16 protein-coding genes are annotated in these 19,486 nt (G+C 72.7%); 10 read left to right on the top strand and 6 right to left on the bottom strand.

What is annotated here, in order from left to right; genetic code table 11:
* Positions 1 to 12 precede the first annotated feature (12 nt).
* The 3 genes from JI742_RS02095 to JI742_RS02105 are packed head-to-tail and all read right to left on the bottom strand — an operon-like array spanning position 13 to position 2,877.
* Positions 13 to 1,254, bottom strand: coding sequence for an ABC transporter ATP-binding protein (locus tag JI742_RS02095; RefSeq protein ID WP_434057626.1), 1,242 nt, complete (start codon positions 1,252 to 1,254; stop codon positions 13 to 15).
* Positions 1,232 to 2,038 (bottom strand): ABC transporter permease, encoded by an 807-nt coding sequence (locus JI742_RS02100; protein WP_201823569.1) that lies wholly within the window; start codon positions 2,036 to 2,038, stop codon positions 1,232 to 1,234. Before JI742_RS02100 ends, JI742_RS02095 begins: the two co-directional genes overlap by 23 nt.
* Positions 2,035 to 2,877, bottom strand: a complete 843-nt coding sequence (locus JI742_RS02105; protein WP_201823570.1) for an SAM-dependent methyltransferase — start codon at positions 2,875 to 2,877, stop codon at positions 2,035 to 2,037. Before JI742_RS02105 ends, JI742_RS02100 begins: the two co-directional genes overlap by 4 nt.
* A gap of 156 nt (positions 2,878 to 3,033) precedes the next feature.
* On the opposite strand from JI742_RS02105, the gene lptA reads away from it, so the two are divergent.
* From lptA to JI742_RS02125, 4 genes are all read left to right on the top strand, one after another.
* Positions 3,034 to 3,612 carry a lipopolysaccharide transport periplasmic protein LptA gene (gene lptA, locus JI742_RS02110; protein WP_350309617.1) on the top strand — a complete coding sequence of 193 codons (579 nt, stop codon included), beginning with the start codon at positions 3,034 to 3,036 and terminating at the stop codon, positions 3,610 to 3,612.
* Positions 3,609 to 4,403, top strand: coding sequence for an LPS export ABC transporter ATP-binding protein (lptB, locus tag JI742_RS02115; protein WP_350309618.1), 795 nt, complete (start codon positions 3,609 to 3,611; stop codon positions 4,401 to 4,403). The genes lptA and lptB overlap by 4 nt, the downstream gene beginning before the upstream one ends.
* A 114-nt stretch (positions 4,404 to 4,517) precedes the next feature.
* Positions 4,518 to 6,113 carry an RNA polymerase factor sigma-54 gene (locus JI742_RS02120; protein WP_201823572.1) on the top strand — a complete coding sequence of 532 codons (1,596 nt, stop codon included), beginning with the start codon at positions 4,518 to 4,520 and terminating at the stop codon, positions 6,111 to 6,113.
* Between the two features lie 161 nt (positions 6,114 to 6,274).
* Positions 6,275 to 7,681: a THUMP domain-containing class I SAM-dependent RNA methyltransferase gene (locus JI742_RS02125; RefSeq protein ID WP_201826291.1), complete on the top strand. Its 1,407-nt coding sequence runs from the start codon at positions 6,275 to 6,277 to the stop codon at positions 7,679 to 7,681.
* 54 nt (positions 7,682 to 7,735) lie between these two features.
* Here the strand turns inward: JI742_RS02125 and JI742_RS02130 are convergent, their stop codons facing one another.
* Positions 7,736 to 8,806: a calcium:cation antiporter gene (locus tag JI742_RS02130; RefSeq protein WP_201823573.1), complete on the bottom strand. Its 1,071-nt coding sequence runs from the start codon at positions 8,804 to 8,806 to the stop codon at positions 7,736 to 7,738.
* A gap of 97 nt (positions 8,807 to 8,903) precedes the next feature.
* Complete coding sequence (queA, locus tag JI742_RS02135) at positions 8,904 to 10,004, bottom strand: tRNA preQ1(34) S-adenosylmethionine ribosyltransferase-isomerase QueA (protein WP_201823574.1); 1,101 nt, start codon at positions 10,002 to 10,004, stop codon at positions 8,904 to 8,906.
* 190 nt (positions 10,005 to 10,194) lie between these two features.
* On the opposite strand from queA, the gene JI742_RS02140 reads away from it, so the two are divergent.
* The gene (locus tag JI742_RS02140) at positions 10,195 to 12,627 is read left to right on the top strand and encodes an ATP-dependent DNA helicase RecG (RefSeq protein ID WP_201823577.1); all 2,433 of its coding nucleotides are present in this window, start codon (positions 10,195 to 10,197) and stop codon (positions 12,625 to 12,627) included.
* 45 nt (positions 12,628 to 12,672) lie between these two features.
* A complete protein-coding gene (locus JI742_RS02145; protein WP_201823580.1) occupies positions 12,673 to 13,608 on the top strand; it encodes a hydrogen peroxide-inducible genes activator in 936 nt (311 codons plus the stop codon).
* 139 nt (positions 13,609 to 13,747) lie between these two features.
* Here the strand turns inward: JI742_RS02145 and katG are convergent, their stop codons facing one another.
* On the bottom strand, positions 13,748 to 15,961 hold the full coding sequence (gene katG, locus JI742_RS02150; protein ID WP_201823583.1) for a catalase/peroxidase HPI: 2,214 nt from the start codon (positions 15,959 to 15,961) through the stop codon (positions 13,748 to 13,750).
* A gap of 194 nt (positions 15,962 to 16,155) precedes the next feature.
* Between katG and JI742_RS02155 the strand changes: the two genes are divergently transcribed.
* From JI742_RS02155 to JI742_RS02170, 4 genes are all read left to right on the top strand, one after another.
* A complete protein-coding gene (locus JI742_RS02155) occupies positions 16,156 to 16,737 on the top strand; it encodes a DUF2062 domain-containing protein (RefSeq protein ID WP_236676742.1) in 582 nt (193 codons plus the stop codon).
* A 61-nt stretch (positions 16,738 to 16,798) separates the two neighbouring features.
* On the top strand, positions 16,799 to 17,575 hold the full coding sequence (locus JI742_RS02160; RefSeq protein ID WP_201823589.1) for an ABC transporter ATP-binding protein: 777 nt from the start codon (positions 16,799 to 16,801) through the stop codon (positions 17,573 to 17,575).
* Positions 17,572 to 18,360, top strand: a complete 789-nt coding sequence (locus JI742_RS02165) for an ABC transporter permease (protein ID WP_201823592.1) — start codon at positions 17,572 to 17,574, stop codon at positions 18,358 to 18,360. Before JI742_RS02160 ends, JI742_RS02165 begins: the two co-directional genes overlap by 4 nt.
* A gap of 21 nt (positions 18,361 to 18,381) precedes the next feature.
* Positions 18,382 to 19,419, top strand: a complete 1,038-nt coding sequence (locus JI742_RS02170) for an ABC transporter substrate-binding protein (protein ID WP_201823594.1) — start codon at positions 18,382 to 18,384, stop codon at positions 19,417 to 19,419.
* The last annotated feature ends 67 nt before the right edge of the window (positions 19,420 to 19,486 follow it).

Consider the following 19,486-nt stretch of genomic DNA (forward strand, 5'->3'; position numbering starts at 1 on the left):
GCCGGCCCGTGTTCAGGCCCGGTCGCCGACCGTTTCCCAGCGGTGCGGCACGCGCACCAGGCCGACATCGCGACCGGCCGACCGCACCTCGAAAGCCCCCGCGCCCCGCATCCAGCCCAGCACCACCGGGCTGCCGCGTTCGAGCAGCGCGAGGTTGACGCTGTAGCGGCCCGAGAGCAGCGGCAGCTCGTCGATGACGCAGCGCGCGCGGTAGCGCGCCGGGCCGATGGGCTGCCAGATCTCGCCCTGCGCCAGGGTCTGCGAGCTCAGCGGCACGCAGCCCAGCTCGTCATTGCGCATCAGCAGCATGCCCAGGTCGACGCCCCGGGCCCACTGCGCCTCGGGAATCTGCGCGTCGACCTCGATCACCAGGCGCTGGCCCGGCGAGATCACGCCCTGCCGCACCTCGCCCAGCGCCTCGACCCGCAGCACCTCGCAGCCTTCGCCCGCGACCGGCGGCGGCGCCGACGCGCTCAGCGGCGCGGCGCCGCGCTCGGCGTCGCAGGCGCGCACATGGTTGTCGTAGGCGGCGAGGGTGGCGCTGGCGCGGTCGAGCATGCGCGGCTGGCCCTCGTGCAGCCACAGCACCTGCTCGCAGACTTCGCTCATCAAGTAGGCGGCATGCGAGCACAGCACCAGGGTGCAGCCCGAGGCCCGCAGGTCGAGGATGCGCCGCAGGCACTTGCGCTGGAAATGCTGGTCGCCCACCGACAGGTGCTCGTCGACGATCAGCAGGTCGGGCCGCACCGCCGTGGCCAGCGCGAAGCCCAGCCTGAGCTGCATGCCGGAGGACAGGGTGCGCAGCGGCTGGTCGAGCGCCGGCCCGAGCTCGGAGAAATCGATGATCTCGGGCATCAGCCGCTCGACCTCCTGCGCGCCCAGGCCCATCACCGCGCAGCCGATGCGCAGGTTCTCGCGGCCGCTCAGCTCGGGATGGAAGCCGCCGCCGAGCTGCAGCATGACGGCGCGCCGTCCGGCGTGGCGGATCTCGCCCTCGGTCGGCGCCAGCGCGCCGGCCAGCAGCTTGAGCAGCGTGGTCTTGCCGGCGCCGTTGTCGCCGACCAGGCCGAGCGACTGGCTCGGCGCCAGATGCAGGTCGACCCCCCGGACGACCCAGTGCGTGGCCGCGTCGTGCTGGCCGCGCAGGGCGCGCCACAGGCCGCCTGCGTCCTGGCTGTGGCGCCGGTAGGCCTTGCCCGCGCCGCGGACGATGAGGGTGCCGGGGCGCAGCTCAGAGCTCATCGCGGACGGCATCCAGGCAGCGACCGAAGGCCCAGCGGCCGCTGCCCACGGCCAGCAGCACGCAAAGCAGCAGCGCGCCGCCGTGGCCCCAGGGCCAGCGGCCTTGCAGCAGCACGTCGCGGTAGGCCTCCACGACGTGGTGCAGCGGATTGATCCAGAGCAGCGGGTGCAGCCAGGCCGGCACCTGGTCGATGCCGTAGAACACCGGGGTGAGGAAGAGCAGCGCGGTCAGCGCGAAGCCGAGGATCTCGCCGGTGTCGGTGATGAAGATCGCGATCACGCTGATCCACAGCGCCAGGCCGGCGGTCAGGCCGACGCGGCCCAGCCACAGCAGGGGCAGGGCCAGCACCGACACGCCCAGGCCGGGGCCCCAGACCGCGCAGGCCAGGCCCAGCAGCAGCAGGCCGAGCAGCTCGGGCAGTGCACCGCCGACCACGCGGGCCAGCGGGATGGCCTCGGCCGGGAAGGTGGCGGCCTCCAGCAGCGGCTTGTCCTGACGCAGGCTGCCGCAGGCCCGCTGCAGGCCGTCGGCCAGGGCCTGGAAGGGCAGCAGGCCGGCCAGGATGAAGAGTGCGTACTGGCGCGCATCGACCGTGTCCCGCCCGCCGCCCATGACGAGGACGAAGACGGTCAGGTAGATCGCCATCGTCGCCAGCGGTTGCAGCAGCGCCCAGATGCGGCCCAGCCGGGTGCCGGCATAGCGGGTTTGCAGCTCGCGCCGCGCCAGCGTGACCAGCGGCGCCAGCAGCGCGCCAAGCGCCGCCCCGGCGGGCGGGCGGGCCGGGGCCGCGCTCACGCCGGTTTGCGGACCAGGATCTCGACGGCCGTGATCAGCTCCAGGTAGGAGATCTCCGGCGACCAGCTCTTGCCCATGCGCTGCTCGAAATTCAGCCAGGGCTCGAACACCGCCACATAGGCCGGCTCGCGCACGTAGTGCAGCTTGAAGCCGGGTTCGAGCACCACGTCGACGAGGCTCGGCAGGTCCGGCATGACGAGCTGGTAGACCTCGTTGAGCTTGCGCATGTCGGCTGCGTGCTGCGCGGCCAGCTCGGGCCGGGTGCGGAAGTCCTGGCCGTAGAAGTCCTTGATGTAGAGCAGGCCGCCCGGCTTGAGCACCTGCCAGGCCTGGTGCAGCACGGCGCGGTAGTCCTGCGCGTGGCAGATCGACTCCAGGAAGAGCACGCGGTCGAAGCTGTTCTCGGCGTAGAGGTCGGTCAGGCGGTGGAAGTCGCCGACCCGCACCGAGACGCGGTCCTGCAAGCCCTTGGCGGCCACCCGCTTGCGGCCGGCCTGCACCTGCACCTCGGACAGGGTGAGCGCTTCGAGCTTCAGGTCGTGGTGCCCGGCCAGCCAGGTCGCCGGACCGCAGACGCCGCAGCCGGCGTCAAGCACGCGCAAGCCGTCGTGAATGCGTGCGCCCTCGGCAATGTGGCGCATCAGGTCCTCGGTCGAGGCCGGGCGGCTGCCCTGGAAGATTTCGCCGAAGCCGTCGAGGTAGGCCTGGGTGTTCTGGTCGTAGTACGCCCGGACGCCCGAGGTGTAGTGACCTTCCACGGCCTGCCGTGCGTCACGCACGGGCGGGATCGGGGTGTCGGACGCGCAGGCCTGCGGCGGATTGGGGGCTGTTGCGCTCATCGGACTCCACCCATCGAGTGAATGATCGGAAAGGGGGGAGAGATGGTAGCCGGACGCGTCGGGCCCGCTTCGACGGACGTGAGCGCTTCCTTCGAGACAAGCGCGGCTCTGGCCCTAGAATCGGCAGCAAGATTCATGCCGATGAAAGCCCGCGACGTGTCCCTCCTGACCGCTGCCCCCCGGGGCCTGCACCCGCTCCCGAGCCTGCTGGTGGTCGCTGCCCTGCTGGGCTTGCTGCCGACCGCCCAGGCCGAGCGGGCCGACCGCCAGGCCCCGCTGTCCTTCAGTGCCGACACCGCCCGGGTCGACGATCTCAAGGCCGTGCACACCCTGAGCGGCAATGTCGAGATCACCAAGGGCAGCATCGTGATCAAGGCCGCCCAGGTCGAAGTGCGCCAGGGCAAGGACGGCCACCAGATCGCCGTGGCCAGCGGCGGCGCCAGGCGCGCCACTTTCCGCCAGAAGCGCGAGGGCCTGGAGGAATTCATCGAGGGCGAGGCCGAGCGCCTGGAATACGACAGCCGCGCCGACACCGTGAAGCTGGTCGGCCAGGCCGTGATGCGCCGCCTGCGCGGCAGCACGGTGGCTGACGAGGTCAATGGCAGCGTCATCACCTACGACAACGGCAGCGAGGTCTTCCAGGTTCAGGGTGGCGCAACGCCGGGCGGCGGCACCGGCCGCGTGCGCGGCGTGCTCACCCCGCGCGAGACGCCGGCCGCCGGGGGCAGCCGGTGACGACCGCCCTGCCCGAGGCCCCCGTCCGCAGCGCGACCGCCGCCGCGCCGGCCAGCCGCTTGCAGGCCCGCGGCCTGCACAAGCGCTACGGCCCGCGCACGGTGGTCAAGGAAGTGCACCTGGCTGTCGACGGCGGCGAGGTGGTCGGCCTGCTCGGCCCCAATGGGGCCGGCAAGACGACCAGCTTCTACATGATCGTCGGCCTGGTGCGCGCCGATGGCGGCGAGATCCAGCTCGACGGCCAGCGCATCGAGCGCATGCCCATCCACCGCCGCGCGCGCATGGGCCTGTCCTACCTGCCGCAGGAGGCTTCGATCTTCCGCCGCCTGACGGTCGAGCAGAACATCCGCGCCGTGCTGGAGCTTCAGCTTGACGCCGCCGGCAAGCCCTGGACCGAGGCGCGCATCGCCGAGCAGCTTGAGCGCCTGCTGCGCGAGCTGTCGATCGAGGGCCTGCGCGAACTGCCGGCCCCCGCCCTGTCGGGCGGCGAGCGCCGCCGGGTCGAGATCGCCCGCGCCCTGGCCACGCAGCCGCGCTTCATCTTGCTCGACGAGCCTTTCGCTGGCGTCGACCCGATCGCCGTGATCGAGATCCAGCGCATCATCGGCTTCCTCAAGTCGCGCGGCATCGGCGTGCTGATCACCGACCACAACGTGCGCGAAACCCTGGGCATCTGCGACCGCGCCTACATCATCAGCGAGGGCCGCGTGCTGGCCGAAGGCCGGCCCGACGAGATCGTCGAGAACGCCGATGTGCGCAAGGTCTACCTGGGTGAGCACTTCCGCATGTGAGCGCTGCCCGCCACCCCTGCATCTCCTGCCCGCTCTGCCCGCCTTGCCTGCCCTGATCCGCGCCCCGGCTTCCCCCGCGACTGTTGCCCCGACCGTCTCCGTTCCCGACCGCGCATGAAGCCCTCCCTCCAGGTTCGCCTTTCGCAGCATCTTGCGCTGACCCCGCAGTTGCAGCAGTCGATCCGCCTCTTGCAGCTTTCGACGCTGGAGCTGCATCAGGAAGTCGAGCAGATGCTGGAGGCCAATCCCTTCCTCGAAGTCGACGACGAGGCGCCGAACGCCTACGAGCTGTCCACCACCCCGCTGGCCGAGCGCAGCACCCCGGCCGAGCGCAGCGACGAGCCCTGGGAAAGTTCCGGCAGCACAGGCTCAGACGCTGAGCCCGAGCCGGCCGGCACCGACACCATGGAGTTCGGCGCGACCGAGCGCGAGGATTGGGAGAACGGCACCGAGCGCGAGGACTTCGACGGCATCGGCGAGACGCCGATGACTGCCGCGGCCAGCAGCGGCCCGGCGCCGGAGGGCGATGAGCTCGACCCCGGCGAGCGCAACACCGTCGCGCCCAGCCTGCAAGAGCATCTGCGCGAGCAACTGCTCGGCATGCGCCTCTCGCCCGAGGACCGCGCGGCGGTGATGGTGCTGATCGAGTCGCTCAACGAGGACGGCTACCTGGCCGACCCGCTGGAAGACATCGCCACCGCGCTGGCCGGCGGCGAGCCCGACCCCGAGGACCCGGACGCCTGCGCGGCCCACGAGGAAGCCCGCGAGCTGCTGCTCGACCGCCTGCGCTGCGCGCTGCGCTGGCTGCACAGCCTGGAGCCCTGCGGCGTCGGCGCCCGCGACCTCGCCGAATGCCTGGTGCTGCAGCTGCGGCAGAAGCCGCGCAGCGAGGCGCAGGTCATCGCCATCCTGGTCGCCAAGCATCACCTGGAGCTGCTGGCCCGCCGCGACACCCGCAAGCTGACCGCCGCCACCGGCGCCGACGAGGCCCTGCTGCGCGAGGCCCAGGCCCTGATCCGAAGCTGCGAGCCCAAGCCCGGCCGGCCCTTCACCAAGGCCGAGGCCAACATCGTCGTGCCCGATGTGATCGTGCAGAAGCTCGGCCGCGGCTGGAAGGTGGTGCTCAACCCCGACGTGATGCCCAAGCTGCGCATCAACGACCTCTATGCCCAGGCCTTGCGCCAGCACCGCGGCGGACGCGGCGGCAGCGGCGGCGGCGAGGGCGCGCCGGCCCTCAGCGCGCGGCTGCAGGAGGCGCGCTGGTTCATGAAGAACATCCTTCAGCGCTTCGACACCATCCAGCGCGTCAGCCAGGCCATCGTCGAGCGGCAGAAGAACTTCTTCAGCCATGGCGCGATCGCGATGAAGCCGCTGGTGCTGCGCGAGATCGCCGACGAGCTCGGCCTGCATGAATCCACCATCAGCCGCGTGACCACGGCCAAGTACATGGCCACACCCTACGGCACCTTCGAGCTGAAGTACTTCTTCGGCAGCTCGCTCAACACGGAAGCGGGCGGCAATGCCTCCAGCACCGCGGTGCGCGCGCTCATCAAGCAGCTCGTCGCGGCCGAGGACCCGGGCAAGCCGCTGTCCGACAGCCAGATCAGCCAGATGCTGGAAGAGCAAGGCATCCAGGTCGCCCGCCGCACCGTCGCGAAGTACCGCGAAGCCCTCAAGATCGCCCCCGCCAACCTGCGCAAGGCCCTGTGAACCGTCCTGATCCCCGGGGCCGCCGCGACGGCGCCGCCCCCCAGGCCACGTCGCGTGGCCCCGCCCATCCAGGCCACGACGGTCGCTCCCAGCGCCCCCCGCAGGACCGTCCCCGCGCCCAGGCCCCGGCCCGCGACCCGGCCGACGTCCAGGGCCTCTTCCTGCCCTGCGCTGCCGGCGTGGAAGCCCTGCTGCTCGAAGAGGTGCAGCGACTGTGCCCCCGGGCTCATGGGCTGAGCCGCCGCGGCGGCGTGGCCCTGCCGCGCGGCCGCGAGGCCGAGGCCATGACGCTCAACCTGCACAGCCGTCTGGCCCAGCGCGTGCTGTGGACGGTCGCCCATGCGCCCTACCGCGACGAGGAGGACATCTACGCCCTCGGCCGCAGCGTCGACTGGTCGGCCTGGATCTCGCCGCGCGAGACCCTGCGCGTCGATGTGAGCGCGCAGCGCTCGCCGCTGCAGAGCATCAAGTTCGCCGCCCTGGTCATCAAGGATGCCGTCTGCGACCAGCAGCGCCAGCAGTTCGGCGAGCGATCCGATGTCGAGACCCGCTGGCCCGACCTGCCGCTGCTGCTGCATCTCGGTCCCGAGGAGGCCACGCTCTACGTCGACACCTCGGGCGAGGCCCTGTTCAAGCGCGGCTGGCGCCAGGACCAGGGCGAGGCCCCGCTCAAGGAAACGCTGGCCGCCGCCATGCTGGTCGCCGCCGGCTGGCAGGGCCGCGAACAGGATGGCCCGCTGCTCGACCCGGTCTGCGGCAGCGGCACCATCGCCATCGAGGCGGCGCAGCTTGCCTGCGGCATCGCGCCCGGCCTGCAGCGCCGCTTCGCCTTCGAGCGCCTGCTGCCCTTCCGCGAGGCGCGTGTCGCCGAGGCCTGGCGCACGCTGCGCGGCGAGGCGGTGGCGGCCGTCCACGCCCCGGCCGTGCAGGTCTATGCCGGCGATGTGTCCTTCCGCATGAGCGACTTTGCGCTGCGCAATGCCCAGCGTGCGGGCGTGCTCGGCACCGCAGCCACTGGCGGCCGGGCCGCGCTGGAGATCAAGACCGCCGATGCCCTGCAGCGCATGCCGCCGGCCGCCGCCGGCACCCTGATGCTGAACCCGCCCTATGGCGAGCGCATCGACCCCAAGGGCACGGGCTCGCTGCGCCGCGAGGACGGTGCCCCCGCCGCCGGCTACGGCCGCCCCGACCCGCGTGCCGCCCGCCGCAGCGCGGCCGAGCGCCTGGGCTGGGATGCTGCCTCTCGCGAGGACGAAGCCTACGGTGGCAGCCTGCCGCCGCCCGCCGTGCGCGCCGCACGCGAGGCCTTTGAAGGCGGCGGCAGCGCCGAGGACTTCTTCGCCCGCCTGGCCGCGCACTGGAAGCGCCACTACGCCGGCTGGACGGCCTGGCTCCTCAGCCCCGATCCGCAGCTCGCCCACGCCCTGCGTCTGAAGGAAAGCCGCCGCGTGCCGATGTGGAACGGCCCCATCGAATGCCGCTTGATGCGCTTCGACCTGGTGGCCGGCTCGGCCCGCGCCGCGCGCGAGCCGGGGCCGGATGCCGACGCCCCGCCCACCGAGGCCTGAGCCACTGCACCCGGCGCCCCGCCCCGGGCGGCCGGCCGGGGCGCGCCCACTGCCTTAGGGCACCAGGGCCAGGAAGAGGAAGGCCGCGAACAGCACCAGGTGCACGGCGCCCTGCATCACCGTCGTGCGGCCCGTGCCCAGGGTCATGCCGCTGACGATGAAGGTCAGCAGCAGCAGCACCAGGTCCTTGGGAAGCAGGCCCAGTTCCAGTGGCAGGTCCAGCCACCAGGCGGTGGCCACCACCGCCGGGATCGTCAGCCCGATGCTGGCCAGGGCCGAGCCCAGCGCCAGGTTCATGCTGGTTTGCAAGCGGTCGGCGCGCGCGGCGCGCACGGCGGCCCAGGTCTCCGGCAGCAGCACCAGCAGGGCGATCGCGATGCCGATCACCGCCTTGGGGGCGCCTGCCGAGGCCACCAGGCCCTCCAGCGTCGGCGAGAGCTGCTTGGCCAGGCCCACCACCGACACCAGCGCGACCAGCAGCAGGCCGAAGCTGGCCCAGGCCGCCGCCACGCCGGGCGGCGCCGCATGGGCATGCTCGTCATGCTGCCGGGTGGGCGGCAGGAAGTAGTCGCGGTGCCGCACCGTCTGCACGAAGACGAAGATCATCCACAGCACCAGCGAGGACACGCCGGCAAAGACCAGTTGCGACAGCGTGTAGGTGCCGCCGGGCGAACTCGTCGTGAAGCTCGGCAGCACCAGCGACAGGCCGGCCAGCGCGACCAGGGCCGCCAGCGAGGACGTCGCCCCGTCGATCTGGAAGCTCTGCTCATGGTGATGCAGGCCGCCGACCAGCACGCACAGGCCGACCACCCCTGTGCAGATGATCATCACCGCGGCAAAGACCGTGTCGCGCGGCAGCGTCGCCGTGTCCGGCCCGCCGGCCCGCATCATCGAGACGATCAGCGCCACCTCGATCACCGTCACCGCCACCGCCAGCACCAGGGTGCCGAAGGGCTCGCCCACCCGGTGGGCGACCACCTCCGCGTGGTGCACGGCCGCGATCACCGCGCCGATCAGCGCAGCGGCGCAGGCCGCCAGCAGCACGGACCCGGCCCCGCCCAGGCCCAGGGCGCCGGCCAGCAGGGCCAGGGCGACGAGGGGGAGGGCGGTGGGCCAGTGGTGCATGGGGGTGGATCCTTTCAGGTCGCGGGTGGCGCCGGGCGCGGCATCGAGCTGGGGGAGGGAGCCTCATGGCTGCCAGGCGTTCCATTGGGCGCCGGTTTCACCCCACCCGATCCAACAGCATCGCATCCCCATAGCTGAAGAAACGGTAGCGCTGCGTGACCGCGTGGGCGTAGAGGGCCTGCATGCGGGCGTGGCCGGTGAAGGCGCTGACCAGCATCAGCAGCGTGCTCTTGGGCAGGTGGAAGTTGGTGACGAGGCGCTCGACCACGCGGAAGCGGAAGCCGGGGGTGATGAAGATGTCGGTCTCCTGGGCGCCGGGGGCGGGCAGGCCGTCGGGCGTGTTGCGGGCGGCGGATTCGAGCGCGCGCAGCGTGGTGGTGCCGACCGCGACGATGCGGCCGCCGGCCGCGCGGGTGCGGGCGATGGCCTCGACGGTGGCGGCCGGCACCTCGAAGCATTCGCTGTGCATGCGGTGCTCGCTCAGCCGCTCGGCCCGCACCGGCTGGAAGGTGCCGGCGCCCACATGCAGGGTGACGGCGGCGCGCTGCACGCCGCGCGCGTCCAGCGCGGCCAGCACGCCTTCGTCGAAGTGCAGCGAGGCGGTCGGCGCGGCCACGGCGCCTGGGGCGCGCGCGAAGACGGTCTGGTAGCGGCGCGCGTCCTCGGCGTCGTCGGCATGGGTGATGTAGGGCGGCAGCGGCACGTGGCCGCAGCGGGCCAGCAGGGCCAGGGCCTCGCCGGGAAAGGCCAGGCGGAAGAGGCTGTCCTCCGGCCCGCAGCGGCCCAGCACCTCGGCGCGGAAGCCGGGGGCGCCGTCGCGGCCATCGAAATCCACCGCCTGCCCGGCCTTGGGCGACTTGCTGGCGCGCAGATGGGCCCAGACCTCATGCACCCCCTCCGGCGTGGCCGGTGCGGGCAGCACGCGCTCGACCAGGGCCTCGACCCGGCCGCCGCTGGCCTTGGCGCCATGCAGGCGGGCGGGGATGACATGGGTGTCGTTGAAGACCAGCAAGTCGCCCGGATTCAGCAGCGCGGGCAGCTCGCGGAAGACGCGGTCGGCAAATGGCTCGGCCCGGCCGTCGAGCAGGCGCGAGGCGCTGCGCTCGGCGGCCGGATGCTGGGCGATCAGCTCGGGCGGCAGGGTGTAGTCGAAATCGGCGAGGCGCAGCTCGGGGGAGGCTTGGGGGGTGGCGCTCATGCAGGGGCCCGGCTGGACCGGCCGGGTCGGAGAGAGAACAGGGGGGAAGGGGGCGGGAGGGGCGGAGGCCCCGCGCGCCGCAGCCGCGATGATGCCGCCGGCCTGAGCCGGACGCCGTCAGGCCCTGCGGCGCTTGGCCTGGACGGCTGAGCGGCACGCCCGGTCGGGCCGGCCTCGGCAGAATGCCGCGATGCCTGCCGCCTCCGCTCCGCCGCCCGCTGCTCCGCGCGGTCGTCGCGCGGCCCCGGCGACGGTCGAGGCCCGGCCGGCCGCCAAGTCCGCGCTCAAGCCCCTGTCGGCCCCGCAGCGCGCGATGGAGCGCCTGGGCCTGACCCGGCCGATCGACCTGGCCCTGCACCTGCCCCTGCGCTACGAGGACGAGACCCGCCTCACCGCCATTGCCGCCGCTCGCCCCGGTGAAACCGTGCAGGTCGAAGGCACGGTGCGCGAGGCGCAGGTCGAGCTGCGCGGCCGCCGCCAGCTCCTCGTGCGCCTGGCCGATGCCAGCGGCAGCCTGATGCTGCGCTTCCTGCACTTCTACCCGGCGCAGCAGAAGCTGATGGCGCCCGGCGCGCGGCTGCGCGTGCGCGGCGAGCTGCGCGGCGGCTTCTTCGGGCCGGAGATGGTCCACCCCGCCGTCAAGGCGGTGACGGACGACACCCCGCTGGCCGCCGCGCTGACCCCCGTCTACCCGGCCGGCGCGCAACTGCCGCAGGCCTATCTGCGCAAGGCCGTGGCGGCCGGGCTGGCGCGGGCGCCGCTGGACGAGATCCTGCCGCCCGGCATGGTGCCGGCCGGCCTGCCGACGCTGCGCGAGGCCCTGCGCTTCCTGCACCATCCGGCGCCCGAGGTGGCCCTGGCCACGCTGGAAGACCACAGCCATCCGGCCTGGCAGCGCCTGAAGTTCGAGGAGCTGCTGGCCCAGCAACTCGCCCAGCTCCAGGCGCGCCGCGAGCGCGCCCGCCAGCGCGCGCCGGCCCTGCGCGGCCGGCCCGGCGGCCTGCATGAGCGCCTGCTCGCCACCCTGCCCTTCGCCCTGACCGGCGCGCAGCGCCGCTGCGCCGAAGAGATCGCCGCCGACCTGGCCGGCCTGCCGCCGCCCGGTGCCGACACCCAAGCGTCGGCCGGCCCCAGCCCCATGCACCGCCTGCTGCAGGGCGATGTCGGCTCGGGCAAGACGGTGGTGGCCGCGCTGGCCGCCGCCATCGCGCTGGATGCCGGCTGGCAGTGCGCGCTGATGGCGCCCACCGAGATCCTGGCAGAGCAGCATGCGCGCAAGCTGGTCGACTGGCTGGTGCCGCTGGGCGTGGGTGTGGCCTGGCTCAGCGGCAGCCGCAAGGGCAAGGCGCGCCAGGCCGAGCTGGCCCGGGTGGCCAGCGGCGCGGCCCAGCTTGTCGTCGGCACCCATGCCGTCATCCAGGACGAGGTGCATTTCGCCCGCCTGGGCCTGGCCATCGTCGACGAGCAGCACCGCTTCGGCGTGGCCCAGCGCCTGGCCCTGCGGCGCAAGCTGGCGGGCGACGAGCCGGCCCTGGATGCGGTCGGGCGCCCTGCTGCTGCCCGCGGCACCGCTCCAGGCTCAGCCCATGAGTCCCGCCTGGAACCGCATCTGCTGATGATGAGCGCCACGCCCATCCCCCGCACCCTGGCGATGACGCTGTTCGCCGACCTGGACTTAAGCACGCTCGACGAGCTGCCGCCCGGCCGCACGCCCATCGTCACCAAGGTGCTGGCCGAGGCCAAGCGCGAGGCCGTGATCGAGCGCATCCGCGATGAGGTGGCCCAGGGTCGGCAGGTCTACTGGGTCTGCCCCCTGATCGGAGAAACCGACGAGGCCGAGGCCGAGCTGCCCGCCGTCGAACCCCCGCCCCGCCCCCGCACCCGCCGGGGCGCCAGCGCGGTGGTTGGCGAGCCGCCCGAGCTGCGCGACGTGATCGCCACCCATGCCGAGCTGTGCGAGGCCCTGGGGGGCGCTGCGCCGCGGGGGCGGGCATCCCCCAGCGACCGGACGGACCAGCCCGGGCTGACGGCGGACATCACGCCCGAGCCGAGGGCCGAAGTCGCGCCCGCAGCGGATGCGGCCCAGCCGGCGCCCCTCGTCGGCCTCATCCACGGCCGCCTGCCCGCCGCCGAGAAGGTCGCCGTCATGGCCGACTTCGCCGCCGGCCGCACCCGCCTGCTGGTGGCCACCACCGTCATCGAGGTGGGCGTGGACGTGCCCAATGCCAGCCTGATGGTCATCGAGCATGCCGAGCGCTTCGGCCTGGCCCAGTTGCACCAGTTGCGCGGCCGGGTGGGGCGGGGTTCGGTGGCCAGCGTCTGCGTGCTGATCTACAGCCCGCCGCTTTCGCCCACCGGCCGCGAGCGCCTGAAGGCCATGGCCGAGACCACCGACGGCTTCGAGATCGCCCGTCGCGACCTGCAGATCCGCGGCCCCGGCGAATTCCTCGGCGCCCGCCAGAGCGGCGTGGCCCTGCTGCGCTTCGCCGACCTGGAGGAGGACAGCGCCCTGCTGCAACAAGCCCGCGAGCTCGCCCCCCGCCTGGCCCAGCGCGACCCGCGCACCGCCCAGGCCCAGATCGACCGCTGGCTGGGCTCGCGGCAGGAGTTCATGAAGGCCTGAAGCCGGCCCCGGACACAATAGTCGCCGACCGCCCCGGAGACCCCCATGACCCTCACCGAACTCCGCTACATCGTCGCCCTAGCGCGCGAGCGGCACTTCGGCCGCGCGGCCGAGGCCTGCTTTGTCTCGCAGCCCACGCTCAGCGTGGCCATCAAGAAGCTGGAGGACGAGCTGGACTGCAAGATCTTCGAGCGCGGCAGCAACGAGGTCTCGGTCACGCCGCTGGGTGACGAGATCGTCCGCCAGGCGCAGTCGGTCATCGAGCAGGCGGCCGCGATCAAGGAGATCGCCAAGCGCGGCAAGGACCCGCTGGCCGGTCCGCTCAAGCTGGGCATCATCTACACGATCGGGCCCTACCTGCTGCCGGAGCTGGTGCGCAACACCATCGACCGCGTGCCGCAGATGCCCTTGATGCTGCAAGAGAACTTCACCGTCAAGCTGCTCGACATGCTGCGCACCGGCGAGCTGGATGCGGCCATCCTGGCCGAGCCCTTCCCGGACACCGGCCTGGCTGTCGCGCCGCTCTACGACGAGCCTTTCATGGTGGCCGCGCCGGCCACGCATGCCCTGGCCCGGCGCACATCCGTCAGCGCCGAGGAGCTGAAGCAGGAGACCATGCTGCTGCTCGGCAACGGCCACTGCTTCCGTGACCATGTGCTGGAGGTCTGCCCCGAGTTCGCGCGCTTTTCCAGCGATGCCGAGGGCATCCGCAAGAGCTTCGAGGGTAGCTCGCTGGAGACGATCAAGCACATGGTCGCCTCTGGCATGGGCGTGACGGTGGTGCCGCAGCTCAGCATTCCCGAGGCCGGCCAGGCGCCGGCCAACCCGCACTTGCGCTACATCCCCTTTAGCGATCCGGTGCCGACGCGCCGGGTGGTGCTGGTCTGGCGCCGCACCTTCACCCGCTACGAGGCGATCGCCGCGCTGCGCAATGCCATCTATGCCTGCGCGCTGACCGGCGTGAAGCGGCTCACGGCCTGAGCCTGGCCTGAAACGACGGCGCCCCGCGGCCTGGATCGCAGGCGGCGGGGCGCGTGAACTTCAGCAGGGCCCGGGATCACCGGGCCGGGCGTCGGGCTGCAAGGGGTGGCAGCCGATCGCCCGCTGGTACTTCAGGATTTCAGCGCAGGTCGTAGCGGTCCAGCTCCATCACCTTGGCCCAGGCCTGGGCGAAGTCCTGCACCAGCTTGGCTTCGCCGCCAGCTTCGGCATAGACCTCGGCCAGCGCGCGCAGTTGCGAGTTGGAGCCGAAGACCAGGTCGACCACGGTCGCCGTCCACTTCAGCGCACCGGTCTTGCGGCAACGGCCCTCCAGCACGCCGTCCTGGCTGGACGAGCGGGCCCAGGCGGTGTCCATGTCCAGCAGGTTGACGAAGAAGTCGTTGCTCAGGGTTTCCGGCCGCTGGGTGAAGACGCCGTGGCGCGAACCGTCGAAGTTGGCATTCATCGCGCGCAGGCCGGCCACCAGCACCGCCATCTCGGGCGCGCTCAGGCTCAGGAGCTGGGCCTTGTCGACCAGCAGGTCGGCGGCCATGCCCTCCAGGCCCTTGTGCACGTAGTTGCGGAAGCCATCGGCCACCGGTTGCAGCACGGCGAAGGAGTCGACGTCGGTCTGGTCCTGGCTGGCGTCGCTGCGGCCGGGGGTGAAGCGCACGCTCACGCTGTGGCCCGCCTTCTGCGCGGCGGCTTCCACCGCGGCGCCGCCGGCCAGCACGATCAGGTCGGCCAGGGAGATCTTCTTGCCGCCGCCTGCGCTGGCATTGAAGTCCTTCTGGATGCCTTCCAGGATGGCGAGCACCTTGCCCAGCTCCACCGGCTGGTTGACGGCCCATTCCTTCTGCGGCGCCAGGCGGATGCGGGCGCCGTTGGCGCCGCCGCGCTTGTCGCTGCCTCGGAAGGTGGAGGCCGAGGCCCAGGCCGTGCGCACGAGCTGCGCGATCGACAGGCCGGAGGCCAGCACCTTGGCCTTGAGCGCGGCCACGTCGGCGGCATCGACCAGGGCATGGTCGACGGCGGGCACCGGGTCCTGCCAGATCAGGCTTTCCTGCGGCACGAGCTTGCCGAGGTAGCGGCTGCGCGGGCCCATGTCTCGGTGGGTCAGCTTGAACCAGGCGCGGGCGAAGGCGTCGGCAAAGGCGTCCGGGTCGGCCAGGAAGCGGCGCGAGATCTTCTCGTAGGCCGGGTCGAAGCGCAGGGCCAGGTCGGCGGTGGTCATCATCGGCGCGTGGTGCTTGCTCGGGTCGTGCGCGTCGACCACGGTGTCGCTGCCGGCGCCGCCCTTGGGATGCCACTGGTGGGCACCGGCGGCGCTGCTGCTCAGCTCCCACTCGTACTTGAACAGGGTTTCCAGGTAGCCCATGTCCCAGGTGGTCGGGTTGGGCTTCCAGGCGCCCTCGATGCCGCTGGTGATGGCGTCGCCACCCTTGCCGCTGCCGTGGCGGTTGGCCCAACCCAGGCCCATCTGCTCCAGCGGCGCGCCTTCCGGCTCGGGGCCGACGTTGCTGGCCGGGGCGGCGCCGTGGCACTTGCCGAAGGTGTGGCCGCCGGCCACCAGGGCCACGGTTTCTTCGTCGTTCATGGCCATGCGGGCGAAGGTCTCGCGCACGTCATGGGCGGAAAGCAGCGGGTCCGGATTGCCGTCCGGGCCTTCCGGGTTCACGTAGATCAGGCCCATCTGCACGGCGGCCAGGGGGTTGGCCAGGTCGCGCTTGCCGCTGTAGCGGCTGTTGGGCTTGTCGCTGGTGGCCAGCCACTCGGCCTCGGGGCCCCAGTTGATGTCGATCTCGGGTTCGTAGATGTCGGGCCGGCCGCCGGCAAAGCCGAAGGTCTTGAAGCCCATGGACTCCATGGCCACATTGCCGGCCAGCACGATCAGGTCGGCCCAGGAAAGGTGCTTGCCGTACTTCTGCTTGATCGGCCACAGCAGGCGGCGGGCCTTGTCGAGGTTGCCGTTGTCGGGCCAGCTGTTGACGGGTGCGAAGCGCTGCGCGCCGGTGCCCGCGCCGCCCCGGCCGTCGCTGATGCGGTAGGTGCCGGCGGCATGCCAGGTCATGCGGATGAAGAGCGGGCCGTAGTGGCCGTAGTCGGCCGGCCACCAGTCCTTGGAGTCGGTCATCAGCGCCTTCAGGTCGGCGACGACGGCATCCAGGTCGAGCTGCTTGAAGGCTTCGGCGTAGTCGAAGGCTTCGCCCATCGGGTTCGCCCGGGCCGACTGCTGATGCAGGATGGACAGGTTCAGTTGCTCGGGCCACCAGTCGCGCGGCGTGCGCGCCCGGGTGGACAGGCTGGGGGCGAGGGCGCCACCGGCGTAGGGACACTGGGCTTCGTTCGACATCTTGATCTCCTTCTGCATTGGGTGTTTTGGGGACGGGGAGCGAAAGCCAGTCTAGGAGTCGACCCTCGGGCGATCAATGAAACTTCGGCAATCGCGGCGATAAGGCTTTTGCCCCCCTCGCTTCGCCGGCCGGCTTGTCGAACCTTGTGCGCGCACCCGGCTCCGAGCCCGATCCCGTCCGCTTTCGCCGGCCCATGCCCTCCTCCCCAACGCCCCCGTCCCGCATGCAGCGCCTGCTGAGGGCGCTGCGCCAGCGCCTGCCGCGCCTGCGTCCCGAAGACCTGGCCCGCCTGCCGCTGATCGGCCGCCTGGCCGCGCCGCTGGGCCGGCCTGCGCTGTGGCAATGGCGGCGCGAGCCGGTGGCGCGCGGCGCGGCGGTCGGCGCTTTCTTCGCCTTCGCGACGCCGGTGGCGCAGATCCCCGCCGCCCTGCTCTGCGCGCTGCTGTTCCGGCTGCACCTGCCGACGGCGGCGCTGGCCACTTTCGTCAACTCGCCGCTCACCTTCGGGCCGGTCTATTACGCGGCCTACCTGCTCGGGGCCTGGCTGCTGGGCCTCAACCCCAGCGCGGCCGAGGCCGAGGCCGCCGCGGCCAGCGTCTCCTCCGGGCCGGGCTGGGGCGAGCGGGCGCTGGCCCTGCTCGTCGGCTCGCTGGTCTTCGCCGTGCTGGCCGCGCTCACGGCCTATGCCCTGGTGCAGGGCGGCTGGGCCTGGGCGCTGTGGCGCCGCGCGCGACGCATCCGCGCGCTCCGGCAAGCCGACGCCCAGGCGGGCTGACCCGGCCGGGCACCGCCCCCGCGGCGGCGCGGGTCGTGTGCGAGGCGGCACACTCGCTGCCATGCCCGATGCCCTCGCGCCGCCCCTGCTTGCCTTCGAGCGCGTCGGACTGCGCCATGCCGGCGGCCGGCAGGCGCTGCAGGACTGCTCGCTGCAACTGGCGCCCGGCGAATTCCTGGCCCTGCTAGGCCCCTCGGGCTGCGGCAAGAGCACCCTGCTGCGCCTGGCCGCCGGCCTGATCGCGGCCAGCAGCGGCCAGGTGCAGTCGCCGGCCCTGGCGCCCGGCCGCGAGGGCGGCACGGCCATGGTCTTCCAAAGCCCGGCGCTGATGCCCTGGGCCAGCGTCGAGGCCAATGTGATGCTGCCGCTGCGCCTGCGCGGCCGGCCGCAGGCCGAGGCCCGCGCGGCGGCGCGCGCGCAGCTCGCCCAGGTCGGCTTGGCGGGCTGGGAGGCGGCCCGGCCGGCCGAGCTTTCCGGTGGCATGGCGATGCGGGTGGCGATCGCCCGCGCCCTGGTGCAGCGGCCGCGCCTGCTGCTGATGGACGAGCCCTTTGCCGCGCTCGACGAACTCAGCCGCCAGGCCCTGCAGGCCGAGCTGCTGGCCGGCTGGCAGGCCAGCGGCTGCGCGGTGCTCTTCGTCACCCACAACGTGGCCGAGGCGGTGGTGCTCAGCCAGCGCGTGGCCGTGATGGGCCGCGGCCCGGGCCGCATCGTGGCCGAGCACCGCATCGATCCGCCCCCGCCGCGCGCCGCCGACTTCCGCCACAGCGATGCCGCCGCCGCCCATGCCCGGGCCCTGTCGGCCACGCTGGCCGCAGCTCAGGGCCAGCCGGCATGAGCATGCCCGCCCCCGCCCGCCGGCCGCGCCGCGGGCCCGACCCGCTGCCCATCCTGGCCCTGCTGGCCCTGGCCGGCGCCTGGGAGCTGCTGGTGCACTGGGCCGAGCTGCCGGCCTACACCTTGCCCGCGCCCAGCCGCATCGCCCTGACCCTGTTCGAGCAGGCCGGCCTGCTGGCGGCCAGCGCCTGGTTCACGCTCAAGGTGACCGGCGGCGCCCTGGCCCTGGCCGCCGCCGGCGGTGTGCTGATGGCGGCGGTCTTCGTCACCTTGCCGCGGGTCGAGCGGGCGCTGTGGCCGCTGGCCGTCGCGCTGCAAGTCACGCCGCTGGTCGCGATCGCGCCGCTGATCCTGATTTACCTGGAGAGCACGACGGCCGCACTGCTGCTCTGCGCCTGGCTGGTGGCCTTCTTCCCCATCCTGGTCAACACCCTGGCCGGGCTGCGGGCGGTCGATCCGCTGCTGCTCGACCTCTTCCGACTGCAACGCGCCAGCGCCTGGCAGCGCCTGTGCCTGCTGCGCCTGCCGACGGCGCTGCCGCATCTGCTGGCCGGCCTGAAGATCGCGAGCGGCCTGAGCCTGATCGGCGCGGTCAGCGCCGAGATGGTGGCCGGCGCGGCCGGCCGCGAGACCGGCCTGGCCTCGCGCATCCTGGAGGCCAGCTTCCGCACCGAGACGCCGAAGATGTTCGCCGCCCTGCTGCTGCTGGTGCTGATCGGCTGGGCCCTGCATGCCGGCTTCGAGGCCCTGGCCCGCCGCCTGCTGGGCTCCGCCGCCCGCGACTGAAGCCTGAAGCTCCGACACGCCATGCCCACGTCTGCCGACACCGACCGCCGCCGCCACCTGTGCCAGCTTGCCGCCCTGGGCCTGGGCGCGACCGCGGCCGGCCCCCTGCGCGCCCAGCCGCGCGGCCTGGAGCCGATCCGCTTTGCCACCAACTGGCGCGCGCAGGCCGCGCACGGCGGCTTTTACCAGGCTCTGGTCGACGGCGGCTATGCGCGCGCCGGGCTCGACGTCAGCATCCTCCAGGGCGGCCCGCAGGTGAACAACCGCCCGCTGCTGCCGGCCAAGCGCATCGATTTCCTGATGAGCGGCAACCTGCTGCACAGCTTCGACAACCAGCGCAACGGCGTGCCGACGGTGGTCGTGGCCGCCGTGTTCCAGAAGGATCCGCAGGCCCTGATCGCCCATCCCGGCCAGGGCCACGAGCGCTTTGCCGCGCTGAAGGACGCACCGGTCGCGCTGATCGCCAAGGACGCGCAATACACCTGGTGGGCCTGGCTGAAGTCGCGCCACGGCTTCCGCGACGAGCGGCTGCGGCCCTACACCTACAACCTCGGCCCCTTCCTGGCCAACAAGCGCGCCATCCAGCAGGGCTATGCCGTGGCCGAGCCGATCTACGTCAAGCAGCAGGGCGGCTTCGAGCCGGTCGTGCACCTGCTGGCCGACCACGGCTTCTCCACCTACAGCACCCTGATCGAAGCCCATGCCGACACCGTGAAGCAGCGGCCCGACACGGTGCAGCGCTTCGTCGAGGCCTCGCTGGCCGGCTGGCGGCGCTACCTGGACGGCGACCGCCACGCTGCCCATGCCCGCATGCGCCAGGACAACCCGGAGGTCGGCGAGGCCGAGCTGGAGGCCTCGGTCGCGCTGATCCGTCGCCTCGGCCTGGTCGAGGGCGGCGATGCACCGGCCCTGGGCCTGGGCGCGATGCGGCTGGAGCGCATCCGCGACTTCCTGGCGCAGATGGTCGATGCCGGCCTCTACCGGCCGGGCGAGATCGACGCCTCGCGCATCGCCGAGCTGCGCTTCGTCAAGCCGGCCCCGCGCCAGCCCGCCCGCTGAGCCGCGCCTGCGGCATGCGCTTTGCGTGACATCGATCACGCGGACGCGGTGTTTCCACGCCGTTTCC

Source organism: Piscinibacter lacus (assembly GCF_016735685.1).
In the GTDB taxonomy this organism is placed as follows: Bacteria; Pseudomonadota; Gammaproteobacteria; order Burkholderiales; family Burkholderiaceae_C; genus Aquariibacter; species Aquariibacter lacus.

Bases quoted from the DNA above. Each gene is read 5' to 3' on its own strand.
- JI742_RS02160 (WP_201823589.1), top strand. From the start codon at position 16,799: ATGCCCGATGCCCTCGCGCCGCCCCTGCTTGCCTTCGAGCGCGTCGGA.
- JI742_RS02130 (WP_201823573.1), bottom strand. From the start codon at position 8,806: ATGCACCACTGGCCCACCGCCCTCCCCCTCGTCGCCCTGGCCCTGCTG.
- JI742_RS02105 (WP_201823570.1), bottom strand. From the start codon at position 2,877: ATGAGCGCAACAGCCCCCAATCCGCCGCAGGCCTGCGCGTCCGACACC.
- JI742_RS02170 (WP_201823594.1), top strand. From the start codon at position 18,382: ATGCCCACGTCTGCCGACACCGACCGCCGCCGCCACCTGTGCCAGCTT.
- JI742_RS02095 (WP_434057626.1), bottom strand. From the start codon at position 1,254: ATGCCGTCCGCGATGAGCTCTGAGCTGCGCCCCGGCACCCTCATCGTC.
- queA (WP_201823574.1), bottom strand. From the start codon at position 10,004: ATGAGCGCCACCCCCCAAGCCTCCCCCGAGCTGCGCCTCGCCGATTTC.
- JI742_RS02140 (WP_201823577.1), top strand. From the start codon at position 10,195: ATGCCTGCCGCCTCCGCTCCGCCGCCCGCTGCTCCGCGCGGTCGTCGC.
- JI742_RS02145 (WP_201823580.1), top strand. From the start codon at position 12,673: ATGACCCTCACCGAACTCCGCTACATCGTCGCCCTAGCGCGCGAGCGG.
- JI742_RS02120 (WP_201823572.1), top strand. From the start codon at position 4,518: ATGAAGCCCTCCCTCCAGGTTCGCCTTTCGCAGCATCTTGCGCTGACC.
- katG (WP_201823583.1), bottom strand. From the start codon at position 15,961: ATGTCGAACGAAGCCCAGTGTCCCTACGCCGGTGGCGCCCTCGCCCCC.
- JI742_RS02165 (WP_201823592.1), top strand. From the start codon at position 17,572: ATGAGCATGCCCGCCCCCGCCCGCCGGCCGCGCCGCGGGCCCGACCCG.
- JI742_RS02155 (WP_236676742.1), top strand. From the start codon at position 16,156: ATGCCCTCCTCCCCAACGCCCCCGTCCCGCATGCAGCGCCTGCTGAGG.